Consider the following 17,302-nt stretch of genomic DNA (forward strand, 5'->3'; position numbering starts at 1 on the left):
CCCGGCCGCCGCGACGTCAACCGCGTCCCACCGCGTCCGCCACGGTGGCGAAGCCGTCGCGCGCCAGCAGCCGCGCCAGATCGTCGGCGATGCGCCGGGCGAGGCCCGGCCCTTCGTAGACGAGCGCGCTGTAGAGCTGCACCAGGCTGGCGCCCGCCAGGATGCGGGCATAGGCCTGATCGGCGGTGGCGATGCCGCCGGCGGCGATCAGCGGCAGGTGCCCGGCCGTCGCCGCGCGGAAATCGATCAGCCGCCGCAGCGCCAGATCGTGCAGCGGCGCGCCCGAGAGGCCGCCCGCCTCCGCCCCCAGCGGCGAGAGCAGGGGCGGCCGCGCCACGGTGGTGTTGCTGACGATCAGCGCGTCGATGCCCCGCCGCAGCGACACCTCGGCGATGTCGTCGATATCGGCGGGCGCGAGATCGGGCGCGACCTTCAGGAACAGCGGCGGCCCCGCCCTGCCCCGCGCCTCCAGCACCGCCGCCAGCAACTCGTCCAGCGCGGCGCGCGATTGCAGCGCCCGCAGCCCCGGCGTGTTCGGCGAGGAGATGTTGACCGTCAGGTAGCTGGCCACGCCGCGCATCACCGTCACGCCCGTCGCATAATCGGCGATCCGGTCTCGCGCATCCTTGTTGGCGCCGATGTTCACCCCCACCACGCCCGGCCGCCCGCGCCGGCGCAGCAGCCGCTCCAGCGCCGCCGCCTGCCCGCCATTGTTGAACCCCATGCGGTTCACCACCGCCTTGTCCTCCGCCAGGCGGAACAGGCGCGGGCGGGGATTGCCGGGCTGGCCGTGCGGCGTCAGCGTGCCGACCTCGACGAAGCCGAAGCCCAGGCCCAGCATCGCATCCGGCACCTGCGCATCCTTGTCGAACCCGGCGGCGAGCCCGATCGGCGTCGGGAAGTCGAGGCCGGCGACGCGACTCGCCAGCACCGGCGAGGGTGACGGCGGCGTGCGCGCGGGCCGCAGGCGCAGCGCGGCGATCGTCGCGCGATGCGCCCGCTCCGCATCGAGTCGAAAGATCAGCGGGCGGACGAGACTGTAGGCACTCATGCGCGCGCCTATGGCCCAGCAGCCCCGGCAAAGCGACCCCGCCGATCGCCCGCCAGATCACGCCAAATCGGCGCAAACCCGAAAATCGCACAATGCTGTGTCGATTTTATCCAATGCAATCGGGGCGCCCGGGCATAGAAGGCCGCTGCGACCCGAAGGGCCTCCATGAACTTGGAGGACCTTTAACTCTTGGCCCGGCCGATCTGATCGGCCGGGCCATTTTTTTCGCATGACAGCGCGCCCGATCGATGCGACCGATCCCGCGGATCACATGTCGAACGGGGATTTGGTGGTCATGCGCATCAGACCGCCCAAGGCCGCAACCAGCATCGGCCTGCGCTATTTCGAGCCGGCGGCGGATCTGCGCGCGCTGGTGTCCTCCTACTATGTCTTCCGCGCCGACATGCCGCGCTTCGCCGATGTGATGCGCGCCGATATCGGCCAGCTGCGCTTCCTGCTGCGCGGCCAGGGCAGCTACTTCCTGGGCGGCGATCCGGTCCCCAGCCCGGAGGTGTGCCTGCTCGGCCCCAGCTTCGCCGCCACCCGCTTCGAGGTGGCCGGCCCGCTGCTCGTCTTCGGCATCGGCCTGCACCCGGCCGGCTGGGCCGCGCTGGTGCGCGACGATGCCAGCCTGCACGCCGATCGCGTCAGCTGCGCGATCGAGCGGTTCGGCTCGATGCTGGCCGATGCGCTCGATGCGATGCGCGCCGTCCACGATGCGCGCACGATGGTGGGGATCGCCGATGTGGTGATGCGCGCCCTCAAGTCCCGCGCGACCGAGCCGCCGACCAACTTCACGCGGGTGACGGATGCGTGGCTGACGGGGGCCACCGATCCCAGCGTCGACGCGCTCGTGGCCGAGCTCGGCATCTCGGCGCGGCAGGTGGAGCGGCTCGCCAAGCGCATCTACGGTGCGCCGCCCAAGCTGCTCGCGCGCAAATATCGCTGCCTGCGCGCCGCCTCGCTGATCGGCACCAGCGCGGTGCACTGGTCTGACGCGGCCGGCGACGCCTTCTTCGACCAGTCCCACTTCATCCGCGATTTCAAGCGTTTCACTGGCCTCACCCCCAGCCAGTTCCAGCGCGATCCGCCGCCCGTCACCCGGCTGACGCTGCAGCGCCGGGAGCTGAGCGGCGAGATCGCGTCCCTCGCGCGGGTGAGCTGAACCGGCATTTCGCCGGCGAAATCGCCACATTATGGCTTGAGCGGGATCAAGCTGCGGTGCAGCATCGGCGGCATGAGCAAGTCCCCAATCGCGCAGAATCCCGACATCCGCTATCTCGGCCGCCAGCTGGGCGACGTGATCCGCGCCTATGGCGGCGAGGCGCTGTTCCGGCGAATCGAATATATCCGCTCCACCTCGGTCGATCGCCATCGCGGCATCGTGGCGGCGGATGCGATCGATCCGGGGCTGGAGGCGCTGACCCTGGACGATACGCTCGCCTTCGTGCGCGGCTTCATGCTGTTCTCGATGCTGGCGAACCTGGCCGAGGATCGCCAGGGCGTGGCGACCGAGCCCGGCGCCGATCTCGCCGCCGCCGTGGCGCGGCTGGGCAAGGAGGGCGTCGGCCGCGATCAGGTGATCGCGCTGCTGGAACGCGCCCTCGTCGTGCCGGTGCTCACCGCCCACCCCACCGAGGTGCGGCGCAAGAGCATGATCGATCACCGCAACCACATCGCCGCGCTGATGGCGCTGAAGGATCAGGGGCACGACGAGACGCCGGACGGCGAGATGGTGGACGATTCGATCCGCCGCCAGATCGCCCTGCTGTGGCAGACCCGGCCGCTGCGGCGCGAGCGGCTGTACGTGGCCGACGAGATCGAGACCGCGCTGGCCTATATGCGCGACATCTTCCTGCCGGTGATCCCCGCGCTACACGGCCGCTGGAAGCGCGCGCTCGGCACCCGCGCGCCCAGCTTCCTGCGGCTGGGCAACTGGATCGGCGGCGATCGCGACGGCAACCCCAACGTCAATGCCGATACGCTGCGCTACGCGCTGCGCCGCCAGTCGGAAGTGCTGCTCGGCCATTATCTGGAGATGCTGCACGGCCTTGGCGCCGAGCTCTCGATCTCCACCGAATTGTCCGAGGTGACGCCCGAGGTGATGGCGCTGGCGGAGGCCAGCCACGATCCGTCCGCCGCCCGCCGCGACGAGCCCTATCGCCGCGCGCTCAGCGGCATGTACGCGCGGCTGGCCGCGAATTATGAGGCGATCGCCGGTCGCAAGCCGGCCCGACCCGGCGCGGTGGCGGCCGAGCCCTATCCCGGGCCGGAGGCGTTGCGCGCCGACCTGGTGGAGATCGGCCACGCGGTGAAGAAGGGCGGCGGCGGCGCGCTGGCGAACGGCGGCGCGATCGGCCGGCTGATCCGCGCGGTGGACACGTTCGGCTTCCACCTCGCCACGCTCGACCTGCGGCAGAATGCCGACGTGCACGAGCGGGTGGTGGCGGAGCTGCTGAAGGTCGCCGGCGTCGCGCCCGACTATCTGTCGCTGGACGAGGAAGCGCGCGTCGCCCTGCTCCGCGCGTCGCTGGCCGACGGCCGGCTGCTCTCCATCCCCTATGCCGACTATTCGGACGAGACGACGTCGGAGATGGCGATCGTGCGCGCCGCCGCCGAGGCGCACGCCCGCTACGGCCCGCAATCGATCACCACCTACAACATCTCCAAGGCGGAGAGCGTATCGGACCTGCTGGAGGTCCACGTCATGCTGAAGGAGGCGGGCCTGTTCCGTCCGGGCACCGGCGACGGGGCGCCCACCGCCGCCATCATGGTGGTGCCGCTGTTCGAGACGATCGGCGATCTGGAGAATGCGCCGAAGGTGATGACCGACTGGTTCGCGCTGCCCGAGGGCGCCGCCATCACCCGCACACGCGGCCATCAGGAGGTGATGGTCGGCTACTCCGATTCGAACAAGGATGGCGGCTATCTCACCTCTGTCTGGTCGCTGCACCGCGCCAGCCGCGCGCTGGCACCGGTGTTCGCCAAGGCCGGCGTCGCGATGCAGCTGTTCCATGGCCGCGGCGGCGCCGTGGGGCGTGGCGGCGGATCGTCCTTTGCCGCGATTCGCGCGCAGCCGCCCGGCACCGTCGCCGGCCGCATCCGCATCACCGAGCAGGGCGAGGTGATCGCCGCCAAATACGGCACGCGGGAGAGCGCGATCGCCAATCTGGAGGCGATGGCGTCCGCCACCCTCCTCGCCTCGCTGGAGGCGCCGTCGCTGCCGCAGGCCGATTTCGAGCGCTACTCCGTGGCGATGGACGCCATCTCGCAGGCCGCCTTCACCGCCTATCGCGATCTCGTCTACGGTACGGAGGGGTTCCGCACCTTCTTCCGCCAGATGACGCCGATCGCGGAGATCGCCACCCTGAAGATCGGCTCCCGCCCGGCCAGCCGCACCAAGAGCGACCGCATCGAGGATCTGCGCGCCATTCCGTGGGTGTTCAGCTGGGCGCAGGCGCGGGTGATGCTGCCCGGCTGGTACGGCGTCGGCCAGGCGCTGAAGGGCTTCGCCGATCAGGCGCTGCTGCGCGAGATGCTGGATGCCTGGCCGTTCCTGCAGGCGACGCTCGCCAATCTGGAGATGGTGCTGGCGAAATCGGACATGGGCATCGCCAGCCACTATGTGCCGCTGGTCGAGGATCAGGCGATGGCGCAGGCCACGTTCGGCCGCATCCGCGACGGCTGGCAGACGACGCGGGACTGTCTGCTCTCGATCACCCGCCAGACGCGCCTGCTGGAGAAGAGCCCCTCGCTCGACAATTCGATCCGGCTGCGGCTGCCCTATATCGAGCCGCTCAACCACCTCCAGATCGAGCTGCTCAAGCGCCACCGCGCCGGCGAGGAGGACGAGCGCATCCGCGAGGGCATCCAGCTCTCGATCAACGCCATCGCCACGGCGCTGCGGAACAGCGGGTGAAGCCCTATCGCGCCGGCTTCGCGGCCGGCGCCAGCGTGGCGGTGGCGACGATGCTCCGCGCCGCCGCGATGCCCGCATCGAAGAAGTGCAGCGCCGGCGCCTCGAACGCGATCATGTAGAGGCGGCCGCCGACGATGGCGGCCCACGCCTCGCCCCGGCGGACGACATCCTCCTCCGGGCGGGTGAAGCGGTAGGCGAAGTGGACGCCGTCGACGCCCGCGAACGGCACCGGCTCGATCAGGCCGACCTCCACCAGCGGCGTATCCAGTGCGATGCGGTAGCTCCGCTCCAGCAGCCCCGGCACATCGCTCAGCAGCATCGTCGCGGAAAAGGTGGGCAGCGGCTTCTGCTTCTTCGATACCTCGCGGATGATCGGCCGGCCGCTCTCGATGCCACCGTAGAAGGTCAGGTCGTTCAGCGTGTCGCCGTCCAGCGTCCACGTCTCGGCGGCACGGCCGGGTCGCGCGCCCAGCCGGTTCCACTCGGCGGCGGGCGTCACCGTCAGACCCGATTTCGCGACGGCCACGGCGCTGCCCGGCGTGACCAGCGTGTTGCCGGCGACGGCGGGGCAGGCGAACGCCAGCGCGGCGGCGAGAAGGACCAGGCGGAGCATCATCCTCTCCTTCACTGCTGCTGGACGAGGCTGCGCAGCATCGGCGCATCCTCGCAGTCGGGCTTGAGCTTCAGATATTCGGCGAGCGCCGCGCGCCCCTCGCCCGGCTGGCCGGAGCGGATCAGCGCGAGGCCGAGGCCCTTGTGCGCCAGCGGCTCGGCCGAGCCCTTCGCGATCGCCTCCCGGTAGAAACCGGCGGCGGCGACGAGATCGCGCGGGTTGCCGCGCATGCGGTAGAGCTCGGCGCGCGCGAACAGCAGGTCGGGCGACCAGCCGTCGGCGGCCAGCTGGTGCAGCAGATACTCGCTGCCGCCGAAGTCGTTGCGCTTCAGCTGATCGGCCAGGAACAGCGGACGCCATTGCGCCATCGCCGTGGCATAGGCGTCCGCCGCGTCCTCGCCGCCCTCGCCATTCTTCACCGCCAGCGCGCGCAGCGTCGTCTCCCGCTCCAGGTTCGTCGGGTGGGAGGCGAAGAACGAGACGCGATCGTAGCGCCGGCTCCGCTGTCCGCGCTGGGCGGCGGTGGCGTCCGCCTCGTCCATCATGCGCGCCCACACGTCCGCCGCGGCGCCCGCGCGATAGCGGGAGGCCGCGACATATTCGAACGCGCGGCGATCGGCGGCGCTCTCCTGATCGCGGTTGAAGGCGAAGAGGCCGCCGATCATCGATCCGGTCGTGGCGCGTGTATCGACGCCGGTATAGGCGCCGGCCAGGCCGAGCCACATGGCGAAATCGCTGGTGCTGCGCTGCGCCTTGAAGCCCGCGAGCGAGTGCCGCTCCTCGAAATGGCCGAACTCATGGCCCAGCACGGCGGCCAGCTCCGCCTCGTTGCGCACGCGCAGCAGCATGCCGGTGAAGACGTACATCGTGCCGTTCGGCGCCATCGCCGCGTTGAACTCTGCGGAACGCACCACGTACAGCCGCACCGCGCCGCAGCGGTCCGCCCCCACGGTGTCGCACAGCACCCGCCGCAGATAGGCGTTGAGTTCGGGATCGGCGATCACCGCGGGCGAATCGCGCAGGCTCCGCTCGCCCTCGTCCGCCTCGTTCCACAGGCCGCGCTCGTCCACGCCCTGCGGCTGGTAGGCGCCGGCATAGGGCGGCAGGGCGGCGAGCCGCGCCTTCGGCGCCGCCTCGGCCGCACCGGCAAGCGCGAGCGGCAGCGCGGCGAGCGCGATCAGGCGCGCAAGCGCGCGGCGCATCATCGCGCGGCCGTGCCGGCGGACGCCGGGATCGCGGCGGGGGCCGGGGTAGAACCGGGGAAGTCCTCCAGCAGCTGCGTCACGCGCTTGGCCGCCCCGTCCGCCTCGCGCACGTCTCCGCCCATCTGCCGATCCGCGTTGAGCCAGACGAGATCGCCGGTGCGCGCGTCCACCAGGCCGGCATAGCCGCTGTGGACGCCCGAGGTGATGCCGACGCCCAGCCCCGCGGCGAAGATCTGCGCCACCTTGCGCCCGGTGGAGCCGAACGCGTCCTGCGTGTCGAGGAACAGGATATAGTCCGCCCCGTCCGCACCGGGGATGTCGCGCACGCCCTCGCCCAGCGTCCAGTCGAACGCGGCGCCCTTGCGCTTCTTCGTCGGCAGGCGATTGCCGGGAAAGAACTGGAAGGTGATGACGGCATCGGCGACGGTGGCGAACAGCGCGCGATAGGATGCCAGGGTCGCCGCCGCCGGACCCACCGGCTCCTCAGCGACGACGATGCCGTGACCCAGCCGGGCCTGCGCGGTCGCCAGCGCGGTGACGATGTTGCGCTTGGCCTGATCGGTCCAGTCGGCATTCGGCTCGAACATGCCGCCGGTCGATTGCGCGCCGACGCGCACCTTCGGCCGGAACAGCAGGATCCGCGCCGAACCCGGCGGCAGCGTGAACCCGTCGCGCAGCGCGGACTTCTCCTGCGCCGACGCTGGCGTCGCGACGGAAGCGAGGACCATCGCGCACGCGAGCGCACCATGCCGCAATCCCTGCCTCACCGCATCCCCCCAGGAACGGCTGCCCCCAGCCGCGTATGTAGAAGGCTATCCGGATCGCCGGCCGCCCGCAAGCCGGACGGCCGCGTCGACGGCCTACTCGAACTCCAGGATCACCGCGTCCACCGCCAGGCTCTCGCCCGGCTTGGCGGCGACCGTCTTCACCGTGCCGGTCTTCTCCGCGCGCAAGATGTTCTCCATCTTCATCGCCTCGACCACGGCGAGCGGCTGGCCGGCCTCCACCTTGTCGCCGGCGGCCACGTTGATCGCGGTGACGAGGCCCGGCATCGGGCACAGCAGGAAGCGCGAGAGATCGGGCGGCACCTTCTCGATCATGTGGTGGGACAGTTCCGCCACGCGCGGCGCCAGCACGCGCAGCGTGTGCGATGCGCCGCGCGTGGTGAAGCGCCAGGATGAACGCTGCCGCACGACGCGGATCGCCAGCGGCTCGCCGTCGATCGTCGCCTCGATCAGCCGCTGGCCGGGCCGGTAGGGCGCATCGACCACCACCGCCTGCCCGTCCACCGTCACCGCCTCGCCGCCGATCACCACGCGGTGCTCGGCCCCGTCCAGCGCGACGACCCACTCGGCCACCGCCGTGGCGGTGTCGCTGAACGCGGTGGGCGCCAGCTGGCCGTCGATCAGGCTCGCCCGCGCCGCCTCCGCCGTGGCGATGACGCCGGCCACCGCCGCCAGCCGGGCGGTCAGCGCCGCATCGGCGGGAGCGCCCTGGAACCCCTCCGGATATTCCTCGGCGATGAAGCCGGTCGTCAGCTCGCCAGAGCGGAAGCGCGGATGCTGCATCAGCGCCGAGAGGAAATCGACATTGTGGCCGATGCCGTCGATCTCGAAGCTGTCGAGCGCCGCGACCTGCCGGTCGATCGCCTGGCTCCGCGTGGCGCCGTAGGTGACGAGCTTGGCGATCATCGGATCGTAGAACATCGAGATTTCGGAGCCCTCGTAGACGCCGTCGTCCACCCGCACGTCGGCCGTCTCGGCCGGCGGCCGGTAGCGCGCGAGGCGGCCGGTGGAGGGCAGGAAGCCGCGATAGGGATCCTCGGCATAGACCCGGTTCTCGACCGACCAGCCCTCCAGCTTCACCTGATCCTGGGTGAAAGCCAGCCTCTCGCCATAGGCCACGCGGATCATCTGCTCCACCAGGTCCAGCCCGGTGATATATTCGGTGACGGGATGCTCCACCTGCAGGCGGGTGTTCATCTCCAGGAAGTAGAAGCCCTTGCCCGTCTTGTCCGCGCCGGAGACGATCAGCTCCACCGTGCCGGCGCTGTAATAGCCGACGGCGCGGGCCAGAGCGACCGCCTGCTCGCCCATAGCCCGCCGCATCTCGGGCGTCACGAACGGCGAGGGCGCCTCCTCCACCACCTTCTGGTGGCGGCGTTGCACCGAACATTCCCGCTCGTTCAGGTAGAGGATGTTGCCGTGCTTGTCGCCGAGCACCTGGATCTCGATGTGACGCGGGCTCTCGATGAACTTCTCGATGAACACGCGGTCGTCGCCGAAACTGGCGAGGCCCTCGCGCTTCGTCGCCTCGAAGCCCTCGCGCACGTCGCGCTCGGAATAAGCGAGGCGCATCCCCTTGCCGCCACCGCCGGCGGACGCCTTCATCATCACCGGATAGCCGATGTCGCCGGCGATCCGCACCGCCTCGTCGGTATCGGCGATCTCGCCCAGAAAGCCGGGGACGACGTTGACGCCGGCGGCCTTGGCCAGCTTCTTCGATTCGATCTTGTCGCCCATCGCGGCGATGGCGCCCACCGGCGGGCCGATGAAGGCGATGCCCGCCTCCTCCAGCGCCTTGGCGAAGCTGGTCCGTTCGGAAAGGAAGCCGTAGCCGGGGTGGACGGCCTCCGCCCCGGTCTCCTTGCAGGCGAGAATGATCGCCTCGGCCAGCAGATAGCTTTCGGACGCGGGCGGCGGCCCGAGCCGCACCTTCTCGTCCGCCATCTCGACATGCTTGGCGCGCGCGTCCGCATCCGAATAGACGGCGACCGTCTTGATGCCCATGCGCCTGGCCGTCTTGATCACGCGACAGGCGATCTCGCCACGATTGGCGATCAGGATCTTCTTGAACATGCTTTCATCCCCGCAAACCTTCAGTCGCCGTGCATGAAGAAGCCGGCGTTAAACATCCACGACAACAGGACCACCACGATCACTGTCGCTAATAAAGGCGGCCCGAAGGCTTTCACCTCGCCGCTATCGTCGCCGGTGCGCCCCGCAACAGACCCTCGGTACTCAGGTCTTCGTCCAGTGCCGGCCAGTGGATGCCATAGCCGCCGCCGGCCTTCTCCCAATCGAGACGCTGCTCGGCCGTGGCGCGAAGCAGCCGCGGATACCAGGCGAGCGGAGCCGAGATCGTGCGTCCGTCCATCAGGTCGACGATCAGGCTGGCCTCGTCGAAGCGCACGTCGAGCACGCGCTCGTCGGTTACTCTAGCCGAAATGTTCATGCCACGCCTCCAGCAGCAACGCGCGATGCTCCGTCACGAGCAGGACGATGCCACCGATCTCGTGCGCCCGGAGCCCGCGGCTCCGCGCCACCTCGATGGGCTCCAGCCATATCTTTATCGTCGCCTCGCCCCGGTCGACATGGACGTGCGGAGGTTCGTTCGGCTCGTGGCTGTAGAAGTAGAAGCGGAAGGCGCCGATCCGCAGCACCGTAGGCATTACTCCGCCGCCACACGCGCCGGTTCCTCGCTGTGCATCGGCTTCAGCCCCAGCGCCTCGAACAGCGCCGCGTCGGCGTTGTCGCCGGCATTGCCGGTCGTCAGCAGCCGGTCGCCGGTGAAGATCGAGTTCGCGCCGGCGAGGAAGCAGAGCGCCTGCGTCGCGACCGACATGCTCTCCCTCCCGGCCGACAGGCGCACGATCGCGCGCGGCATCGTGATCCGCGCCGCCGCCACGGTGCGGACGAACTCCACGTCGTCGATACGCGCGGGCACGTCCCGCAGCATGTCGCCCAGCACGGTGCCGGCGATCGGCACCAGCGCGTTGATCGGCACGCTCTCCGGATGGCGCGGCAGGGTGGCGAGCGCGTGGACGAAGCCGACGCGGTCGGCGCGCGTCTCGCCCATCCCCATGATCCCGCCGCAACAGACGGAGATGCCGGCCGCCCGCACCTCGGCCAAGGTGTCGAGCCGGTCGGCATAGGTGCGGGTGGTGACGACCTCGGCATAATGTTCCGGCGAGGTATCAAGATTATGGTTGTAGTAGTCGAGCCCCGCCGCCTTCAGCCGCCGCGCCTGGTCGCCGGTCAGCATGCCCAGGGTCATGCATGTCTCCAGGCCGAAGCCTTTCACTTGGCCGACCATGTCGCACAGCGCGTCCATGTCGCGATCCTTGGGGGATCGCCACGCGGCGCCCATGCAGAAACGATCGGAGCCGCCGTCCGCCGCCGCCCGCGCCGCCGCGACCACGGCCTCCACGTCCATCAGCTTGCTGGCCGGCAGGCCGCTGTCGGCGGAGGCGGACTGGCTGCAATAGCCGCAATCCTCCGGACACCCGCCCGTCTTGATCGAGAGCAGGGTGGAGAGCTGCACCTCGTTGGCCGCATGGTGGGCGCGGTGCACGCCCTGCGCCCGCCACAGCAGATCCATGAACGGCAGGTCGAACAGCGCGGCGATCTCGCCACGCGACCAGTCGGTGCGGGAGGAGGCACCGGGCGTCACCGCCGCCACTCCAGCGTCTTCAGCTGCGCGGTGCGTGCGACGGTCAGGCGGGCGAGGCAGGCGGCCTGCGCCATCGGCTGGGCCGATCCGCCGGCGAACTCGGCGCCCTCGATCACGCATTCGGCATCGCGGAAGCGCAGCCACGCGCGCTGGCTGGCGAGCAGGGCCGCCGCATAGCCGAAGCCGCCGCCGCGCGAGGAGTCCGCCGCGTCCCGCCGCTTCATCGCCGCCTGGGTGACGCTCCACTGGCGGTTCATCGCGGCGTCCGCGCGGCGCTGATCGGCGCCGGCCGTCTCGTTCATCCGCGCCTGTGTCTGGGCCTGCGCCGAGGCTGGCAGCAGCGCGAGCGCGACCAGCGCGGCGAGCCGCATCACTCGGCCGCCTCGCTGATCCCTTCGGGCGGCACATTGTGGCCCAGCAGCGCCAGCACCGCGCCCGCCGCCTCCACCAGGTTGGTGCCCGGGCCGAAGATGCCCTGCACGCCGGCATCGCGCAGGAACTGATAGTCCTGCGCCGGGATCACGCCGCCGGCGATCACCTTGATGTCGCTGCGCCCGGCATCGCGCAGCAGGCCGATCAGCTCGGGGATCAGCGTCTTGTGCCCGGCCGCCAGGCTGGAGGCGCCGACCACGTCGACATCGGCCTTGATCGCCAGCTCGGCCGCTTCCCGCGGCGTCTGGAACAGCGGCCCGGCGACGATCTCGAAGCCCAGGTCGCCGAAGGCGGAGGAGACCAGGTTGGCGCCGCGATCATGCCCGTCCTGGCCCATCTTGGCGACCAGCATCTTCGGCCGCCGGCCCTTGCGCCGCTCGATCGAGGAGACGCCCTCGATCAGCCCCTGCCAGCGCGCATCGTCGCCATAGGCGCCGCCGTAGATGCCCTTCACCGGCGTGGGATTGGTGCCGTAGCGGCCGAACACATCCTCCATCGCCAGGCTGATCTCGCCCAGGGTCGCGCGCTGGCGCGCGCACTCTACCGCCAGCTCCAGCAGGTTGCCCTTGCCCCGCGCACCCTCGCGCAGCGCATCAAGCGCGGCCCGGCACAGGGCCTCGTCGCGCCCCGCCTTGCTCTTGTTGATGCGGGCGATCTGCGCCTCGCGCACGGCGACGTTGTCGACATCGAGGATGTCGATCGCGTCCTCCTTGTCCTTGGCATATTTGTTGACGCCGACGACCACCTCCTCGACGCGGTCGACGCGGGCGGCCTTGGCGGCGGAGGCTTCCTCGATCATCGCCTTGGGCCAGCCGGCGGCGACCGCCTTGGCCATGCCGCCCTCGGCCTCGACCTTCTCGATGATCGCCCACGCGGCGTCGACGAGCTGGCTGGTCAGGCTCTCGACATAATAGCTGCCGCCCAGCGGATCGACGACATTGCACATGCCGGTCTCCTCCTGGATGACCAGTTGGGTGTTGCGCGCGATACGGGCGGAGAAGTCGGTCGGCAGCGCGATCGCCTCGTCCAGCGCGTTGGTGTGGAGGCTCTGGGTGCCGCCCAGCATCGCCGCCATCGCCTCGATCGTGGTGCGCATCACGTTGTTGTATGGGTCCTTCTCGGTCAGCGAGACGCCCGAGGTTTGGCAGTGGGTGCGCAGCATCTTGCTGCGCTCGTCCTTCGCGCCCAGCTGCGTCATCACGCGGTGCCACAGCACGCGCGCGGCGCGCAGCTTCGCCACCTCCATGAAGAAGTTCATGCCGATCGCGAAGAAGAAGCTGAGGCGCCCGGCGAACTTGTCGATGTCCAGTCCGCTCGCGACGCCGTACTTCACATATTCCATGCCGTCGGCAATGGTGAAGGCCAGCTCCTGCACCTGCGTCGCGCCGGCTTCCTGCATGTGATAGCCGCTGATCGAGATGCTGTTGAACTTCGGCATCTCCCGGCTGGTATAGCCGAAGATGTCCGAGATGATCCGCATGCTCGGTTCGGGCGGGTAGATGTAGGTGTTGCGGACCATGAACTCCTTGAGGATGTCGTTCTGGATGGTCCCGTCCAGCTGCGCGCGCGGCACGCCCTGCTCCTCGCCCGCCACGATGAAGAAGGCCAGGATGGGGATCACCGCGCCGTTCATCGTCATCGAGACGGACATCTTGTCCAGCGGGATGCCGTCGAACAGGATCTTCATGTCGTCGATCGTGTCGATCGCGACGCCCGCCTTGCCGACGTCGCCGGTCACGCGCGGATGATCGCTGTCATAGCCGCGATGGGTGGCGAGATCGAAGGCGACCGACAGGCCCTTCTGCCCGGCCTTCAGGTTGCGATGGTAGAAGGCGTTGGACGCCTCGGCGGTGGAGAAGCCGGCATATTGGCGGATCGTCCACGGCCGCCCGGCATACATCGAGGCGCGCACGCCGCGGGTGAAGGGGGCGAAGCCGGGCAGGCCGGGCTCTGTCGTCACGTCTTCCGCCGTGTAGAGCGGCTTGACGGCGATGCCTTCCGGCGTGTTCCAGGTGAGATCCTGCCCCTTCACCTCCTTGGCGGCGGCGGCCTCCCACTTGGCCAGGGTCGGCGCGGCCGAGGGTTCGGGCAGGTCGCGGGCCTTGGGCGCCGCGCCCGCATCTTCGCCGATATTCTTCTCGATCGTCATAGCCGTTCCCAACCAGTCCGCTCATCCTGAGGAGCCATTGAGCCTGTCGCAATGGCGTCTCGAAGGATCCTTCGAGACGGGTCTCCGCCTCCGCTCAGCCCCTCCTCAGGGAGAGCGGAGGATTTTCAATGTCCCGCCGCATGCTTCGGCGTCTCCATGATCTCGGTCAGCACGCCGCCCATGTCCCTGGGGTGGACGAAGAAGATCAGCGTGCCGTGCGCGCCGATGCGCGGCTCGCCGAGCACCTTCTTGCCCATCGCCAGGAACTCGTCCCGCGCGGCATGGATGTCGGGCACCTCGAAGCAGAGATGGTGCTGCCCGCCGGCCGGGTTCTTCGCCAGGAAGGCGCGGATGCCGGCGGACTCGCCGATCGGCTCGATCAGCTCGATCTGCGTGCCCTCGGTGCCGCCGGCGCCGGGCGTGTGGACGAAGCACACCTTCACGCCCTGCTCGGCCATGTCGAACGGCTCCGTGACCACGCTGGCGCCCATCACGTCGCGGTAGAACGCGATGCTGTCCGCGATCGACGGCGTCGCCACGCCGACATGGTTGAGCCGGCCGAGCTTCACGCCGCCGCCTTCCGCTCGGCCGCGCCCAGCCGCTCCACCACCAGCGCGATGCCTTGGCCGCCGCCGATGCACATCGTGACGAGGCCGTAGCGCGCATCCTGGCGGTCGAGCTCGGCCAGCAGCTTCACCGTCAGGATCGCGCCGGTCGCGCCCACCGGATGGCCGAGCGATATGCCCGATCCGTTGACGTTCACCTTCTCCGGATCGAAGCCCAGGCTGTTGGCGACGGCGCAGGCCTGCGCGGCGAACGCCTCGTTCGATTCGATTACGTCGATCTGGTCGAGCGACAGGCCGGCCCGCTCCAGCGCGATCGGCACGGCGTGGATCGGCCCGAGGCCCATCACGTCGGGCGAAACGCCGGCATGGCCCCAGCCGAGGATGCGGGCGCGCGGGCTCAGCCCCTTGGCCGCGGCCGCATCGGCGGAGGCGAGCACCAGCGCGGCGGCGCCGTCGTTGATACCGCTGGCGTTGCCGGGGGTGACGGTGCCGTCCTTCTTGAACGCGGGTTTCAGCTTGGCCAGCACGTCCACCGTCGTCTCGGCCTTCACATGCTCGTCCGTGTCGAAGGCGACCATGCCCTTGCGCGTCTTCACCTCGATCGGCACGATCTGGTCCTTGAAGCGACCCTCCGTCTGCGCGGCGGCGGCACGGCGGTGGCTCTCGGCGGCCGCCTCGTCCTGCGCCGCCCGGCCGATCTGGTGCTGCTCGGCGATGTTCTCAGCCGTGATGCCCATGTGATAATTGTCGATCGGGTCGCTCAGCGTGGCCGTCAGCGCGTCGAGCATCTGCACCGCGCCCATCTTCTGGCCGAAGCGCGCCGCCGTGACATAGTGGGGCGACTGGCTCATGCTCTCGGCGCCGCCGGCGACGGCGAAGTCCGCCTCGCCCAGGGTAATCATCTGCGCCGCCGAGACGATCGCCTGCACCGAGGAGCCGCACAGCCGGTTCAGGGTCAGCGCCGGCGCCTCCACCGGCACGCCGGCATTCAGCGCGGCGACGCGGGCGAGGTAGGCGTCCTGCGGCACGGTGGGGATCACCTGCCCCATCACCACATGCTGCACGTCCGCCGCCGCGATGCCCGATCGGGCGATCGCCTCGCGGATCACGATCTCGCCGAGCCTGGCGGGCGCCACATCCTTCAGCGCGCCGCCGAAGTCGCCGATGGCGGTACGCGCGCCGCCGAGGATCACCACTTCCTTGTTCATTTCAGGTTCCTAATGTCTGTCGGTGCCGATCTTCCAGGGCAGCATGTCCGTCTTCGATCCGCTGAAATCGGCTAGGTCCACTACGTACCTCTTCGATCGCTTCAAGCCGAACGAGCCTTCGATCGATGTGGATAACCGATCTCACGATCCGTTTCGCGTCCCCTCACAGCGGGATGTTGTCGTGCTTCTTCCACGGATTCTCCAGCTGCTTGTTGCGCAGCTTGCGCAGGCCGAGCGCGATGCGGCGGCGGGTGGAGTGGGGCATGATCACCTCGTCGATGAAGCCCTTGCTGGCCGCCACGAACGGGTTGGCGAAGCGGGCCTCATATTCGGCGGTGCGGTCGGCGATCTTGTCCTTGTCGCCGATGTCCTTGCGGAAGATGATCTCCACCGCCCCCTTGGCGCCCATCACCGCGATCTCGGCCGTCGGCCACGCATAGTTGAGATCGCCGCGCAGATGCTTGGACGACATCACGTCATAGGCACCGCCATAGGCCTTGCGGGTGATGACGGTGATCTTCGGTACGGTAGCCTCGGCATAGGCGAACAGCAGCTTGGCGCCGTGCTTGATGATGCCGTTATGCTCCTGCGCGGTGCCGGGCAGGAAACCGGGCACGTCGACGAAGGTGACGATCGGAATGTCGAAGGCGTCGCAGAAGCGCACGAAGCGGCCCGCCTTCTTCGCCGAGTTGATGTCCAGCACGCCGGCCAGCACCATCGGCTGATTGGCGACGATGCCGATCGTCCGCCCCTCGATCCGGGCGAAGCCGGTGACGATGTTGGCCGCGTGGGTGGGCTGCACCTCGAAGAAGTCGCCCTCGTCCACCACCTTGGCGATCAGTTCCTTGATGTCGTAGGGCTTGTTGGCGCTGTCCGGGATCAGCGTGTCCAGGCTCGGCTCGTAGCGGTCCCAGGCGTCGCCGGTCGGCCGCTCCGGCACGTCCTGCCGGTTGGACAGCGGCAGGAAGTCGACGAAGTCGCGCGTCGCCAGCAGCGCCTCGATATCGTTCTCGAACGCCACGTCGGCCACGCCGGACTTGGTGGTGTGGGTCACGGCGCCGCCCAGTTCCTCCTGCGTCACCACCTCGTTGGTCACGGTCTTCACCACGTCCGGCCCGGTGACGAACATGTACGAGCTGTCCTTCACCATGAAGATGAAGTCCGTCATCGCCGGCGAATACACGGCGCCGCCGGCGCACGGCCCCATGATGACCGAGATCTGCGGGATCACGCCGGATGCCAGCACGTTGCGCTGGAACACCTCGGCATAGCCGGCCAGCGAGGCCACGCCTTCCTGGATGCGGGCGCCGCCCGAATCGTTGAGGCCGATCACCGGCGCGCCGACCTTCATCGCCATGTCCATGATCTTGCAGATCTTCTGGGCGTGCCGCTCGGAAAGGGAGCCGCCGAACACGGTGAAATCCTGGCTGAACACGAACATCAGCCGGCCGTTGACCGTGCCCGATCCGGTGACGACGCCGTCGCCGGGGAACACCTGCTCCTGCATGCCGAAATCTATGCAGTTATGCTCGACATAGGCGTCCAGCTCCTCGAACGAGCCCTCGTCCAGCAGCACCTCGATCCGCTCGCGCGCGGTGAGGCGGCCTTTCTTGTGCTGCGCGTCGATCCGCGCCTGCCCGCCGCCGAGCCGCGCCTGCTCGCGCTTCTGTTCCAGCTTCTGCAAAATGGCCAGCATGCGGGCTCCCT

General features: G+C 69.4%; 15 protein-coding genes. 2 read left to right on the forward strand and 13 right to left on the reverse strand.

Going from position 1 to position 17,302, the window contains the following annotated elements:
* Positions 1–16 precede the first annotated feature (16 nt).
* Positions 17–1,051 (reverse strand): quinone-dependent dihydroorotate dehydrogenase, encoded by a 1,035-nt coding sequence (locus tag GNT64_RS14150; RefSeq protein WP_156680113.1) that lies wholly within the window; start codon positions 1,049–1,051, stop codon positions 17–19.
* A gap of 295 nt (positions 1,052–1,346) precedes the next feature.
* Here GNT64_RS14150 and GNT64_RS14155 point away from each other — a divergent pair, with 295 nt between their 5' ends.
* The gene (locus GNT64_RS14155; RefSeq protein WP_231639013.1) at positions 1,347–2,216 is read left to right on the forward strand and encodes a helix-turn-helix domain-containing protein; all 870 of its coding nucleotides are present in this window, start codon (positions 1,347–1,349) and stop codon (positions 2,214–2,216) included.
* A gap of 72 nt (positions 2,217–2,288) precedes the next feature.
* Entirely contained in the window at positions 2,289–4,970 is a 2,682-nt protein-coding gene (ppc, locus tag GNT64_RS14160; protein ID WP_156680114.1) for a phosphoenolpyruvate carboxylase, read from the forward strand.
* Positions 4,971–4,974: 4 nt separating this feature from the next.
* On the opposite strand, the gene GNT64_RS14165 is transcribed toward ppc, so the two are convergent.
* From GNT64_RS14165 to GNT64_RS14220, 12 genes are all read right to left on the reverse strand, one after another.
* Complete coding sequence (locus tag GNT64_RS14165) at positions 4,975–5,583, reverse strand: hypothetical protein (protein ID WP_197276997.1); 609 nt, start codon at positions 5,581–5,583, stop codon at positions 4,975–4,977.
* Between the two features lie 11 nt (positions 5,584–5,594).
* Positions 5,595–6,785, reverse strand: a complete 1,191-nt coding sequence (locus GNT64_RS14170; protein WP_338420388.1) for a M48 family metalloprotease — start codon at positions 6,783–6,785, stop codon at positions 5,595–5,597.
* Entirely contained in the window at positions 6,785–7,516 is a 732-nt protein-coding gene (locus tag GNT64_RS14175) for a hypothetical protein (RefSeq protein WP_156680117.1), read from the reverse strand. The genes GNT64_RS14170 and GNT64_RS14175 overlap by 1 nt, the downstream gene beginning before the upstream one ends.
* 132 nt (positions 7,517–7,648) lie before the next feature.
* The gene (locus tag GNT64_RS14180; RefSeq protein ID WP_156680118.1) at positions 7,649–9,646 is read right to left on the reverse strand and encodes an acetyl-CoA carboxylase biotin carboxylase subunit; all 1,998 of its coding nucleotides are present in this window, start codon (positions 9,644–9,646) and stop codon (positions 7,649–7,651) included.
* A gap of 112 nt (positions 9,647–9,758) precedes the next feature.
* Positions 9,759–10,022 carry a DUF2442 domain-containing protein gene (locus GNT64_RS14185; protein ID WP_156680119.1) on the reverse strand — a complete coding sequence of 88 codons (264 nt, stop codon included), beginning with the start codon at positions 10,020–10,022 and terminating at the stop codon, positions 9,759–9,761.
* Positions 10,006–10,239: a DUF4160 domain-containing protein gene (locus GNT64_RS14190; protein WP_156680120.1), complete on the reverse strand. Its 234-nt coding sequence runs from the start codon at positions 10,237–10,239 to the stop codon at positions 10,006–10,008. The genes GNT64_RS14185 and GNT64_RS14190 overlap by 17 nt, the downstream gene beginning before the upstream one ends.
* The gene (bioB, locus tag GNT64_RS14195; protein WP_277873230.1) at positions 10,239–11,249 is read right to left on the reverse strand and encodes a biotin synthase BioB; all 1,011 of its coding nucleotides are present in this window, start codon (positions 11,247–11,249) and stop codon (positions 10,239–10,241) included. Before bioB ends, GNT64_RS14190 begins: the two co-directional genes overlap by 1 nt.
* Complete coding sequence (locus tag GNT64_RS21965; protein ID WP_156680122.1) at positions 11,237–11,611, reverse strand: lysozyme inhibitor LprI family protein; 375 nt, start codon at positions 11,609–11,611, stop codon at positions 11,237–11,239. The genes bioB and GNT64_RS21965 overlap by 13 nt, the downstream gene beginning before the upstream one ends.
* Positions 11,611–13,821: a methylmalonyl-CoA mutase gene (scpA, locus tag GNT64_RS14205; RefSeq protein WP_231639014.1), complete on the reverse strand. Its 2,211-nt coding sequence runs from the start codon at positions 13,819–13,821 to the stop codon at positions 11,611–11,613. The genes GNT64_RS21965 and scpA overlap by 1 nt, the downstream gene beginning before the upstream one ends.
* Before the next feature lie 125 nt (positions 13,822–13,946).
* A complete protein-coding gene (gene mce, locus GNT64_RS14210) occupies positions 13,947–14,390 on the reverse strand; it encodes a methylmalonyl-CoA epimerase (protein ID WP_156680123.1) in 444 nt (147 codons plus the stop codon).
* Positions 14,387–15,595, reverse strand: coding sequence for a beta-ketothiolase BktB (gene bktB / locus GNT64_RS14215; RefSeq protein ID WP_156680124.1), 1,209 nt, complete (start codon positions 15,593–15,595; stop codon positions 14,387–14,389). The genes mce and bktB overlap by 4 nt, the downstream gene beginning before the upstream one ends.
* A 163-nt stretch (positions 15,596–15,758) precedes the next feature.
* Entirely contained in the window at positions 15,759–17,291 is a 1,533-nt protein-coding gene (locus GNT64_RS14220; protein ID WP_156680125.1) for an acyl-CoA carboxylase subunit beta, read from the reverse strand.
* Between the last annotated feature and the right edge of the window lie 11 nt (positions 17,292–17,302).

This window comes from Sphingomonas profundi (genome assembly GCF_009739515.1).
GTDB classification, from domain to species: domain Bacteria; phylum Pseudomonadota; class Alphaproteobacteria; order Sphingomonadales; family Sphingomonadaceae; genus Alterirhizorhabdus; species Alterirhizorhabdus profundi.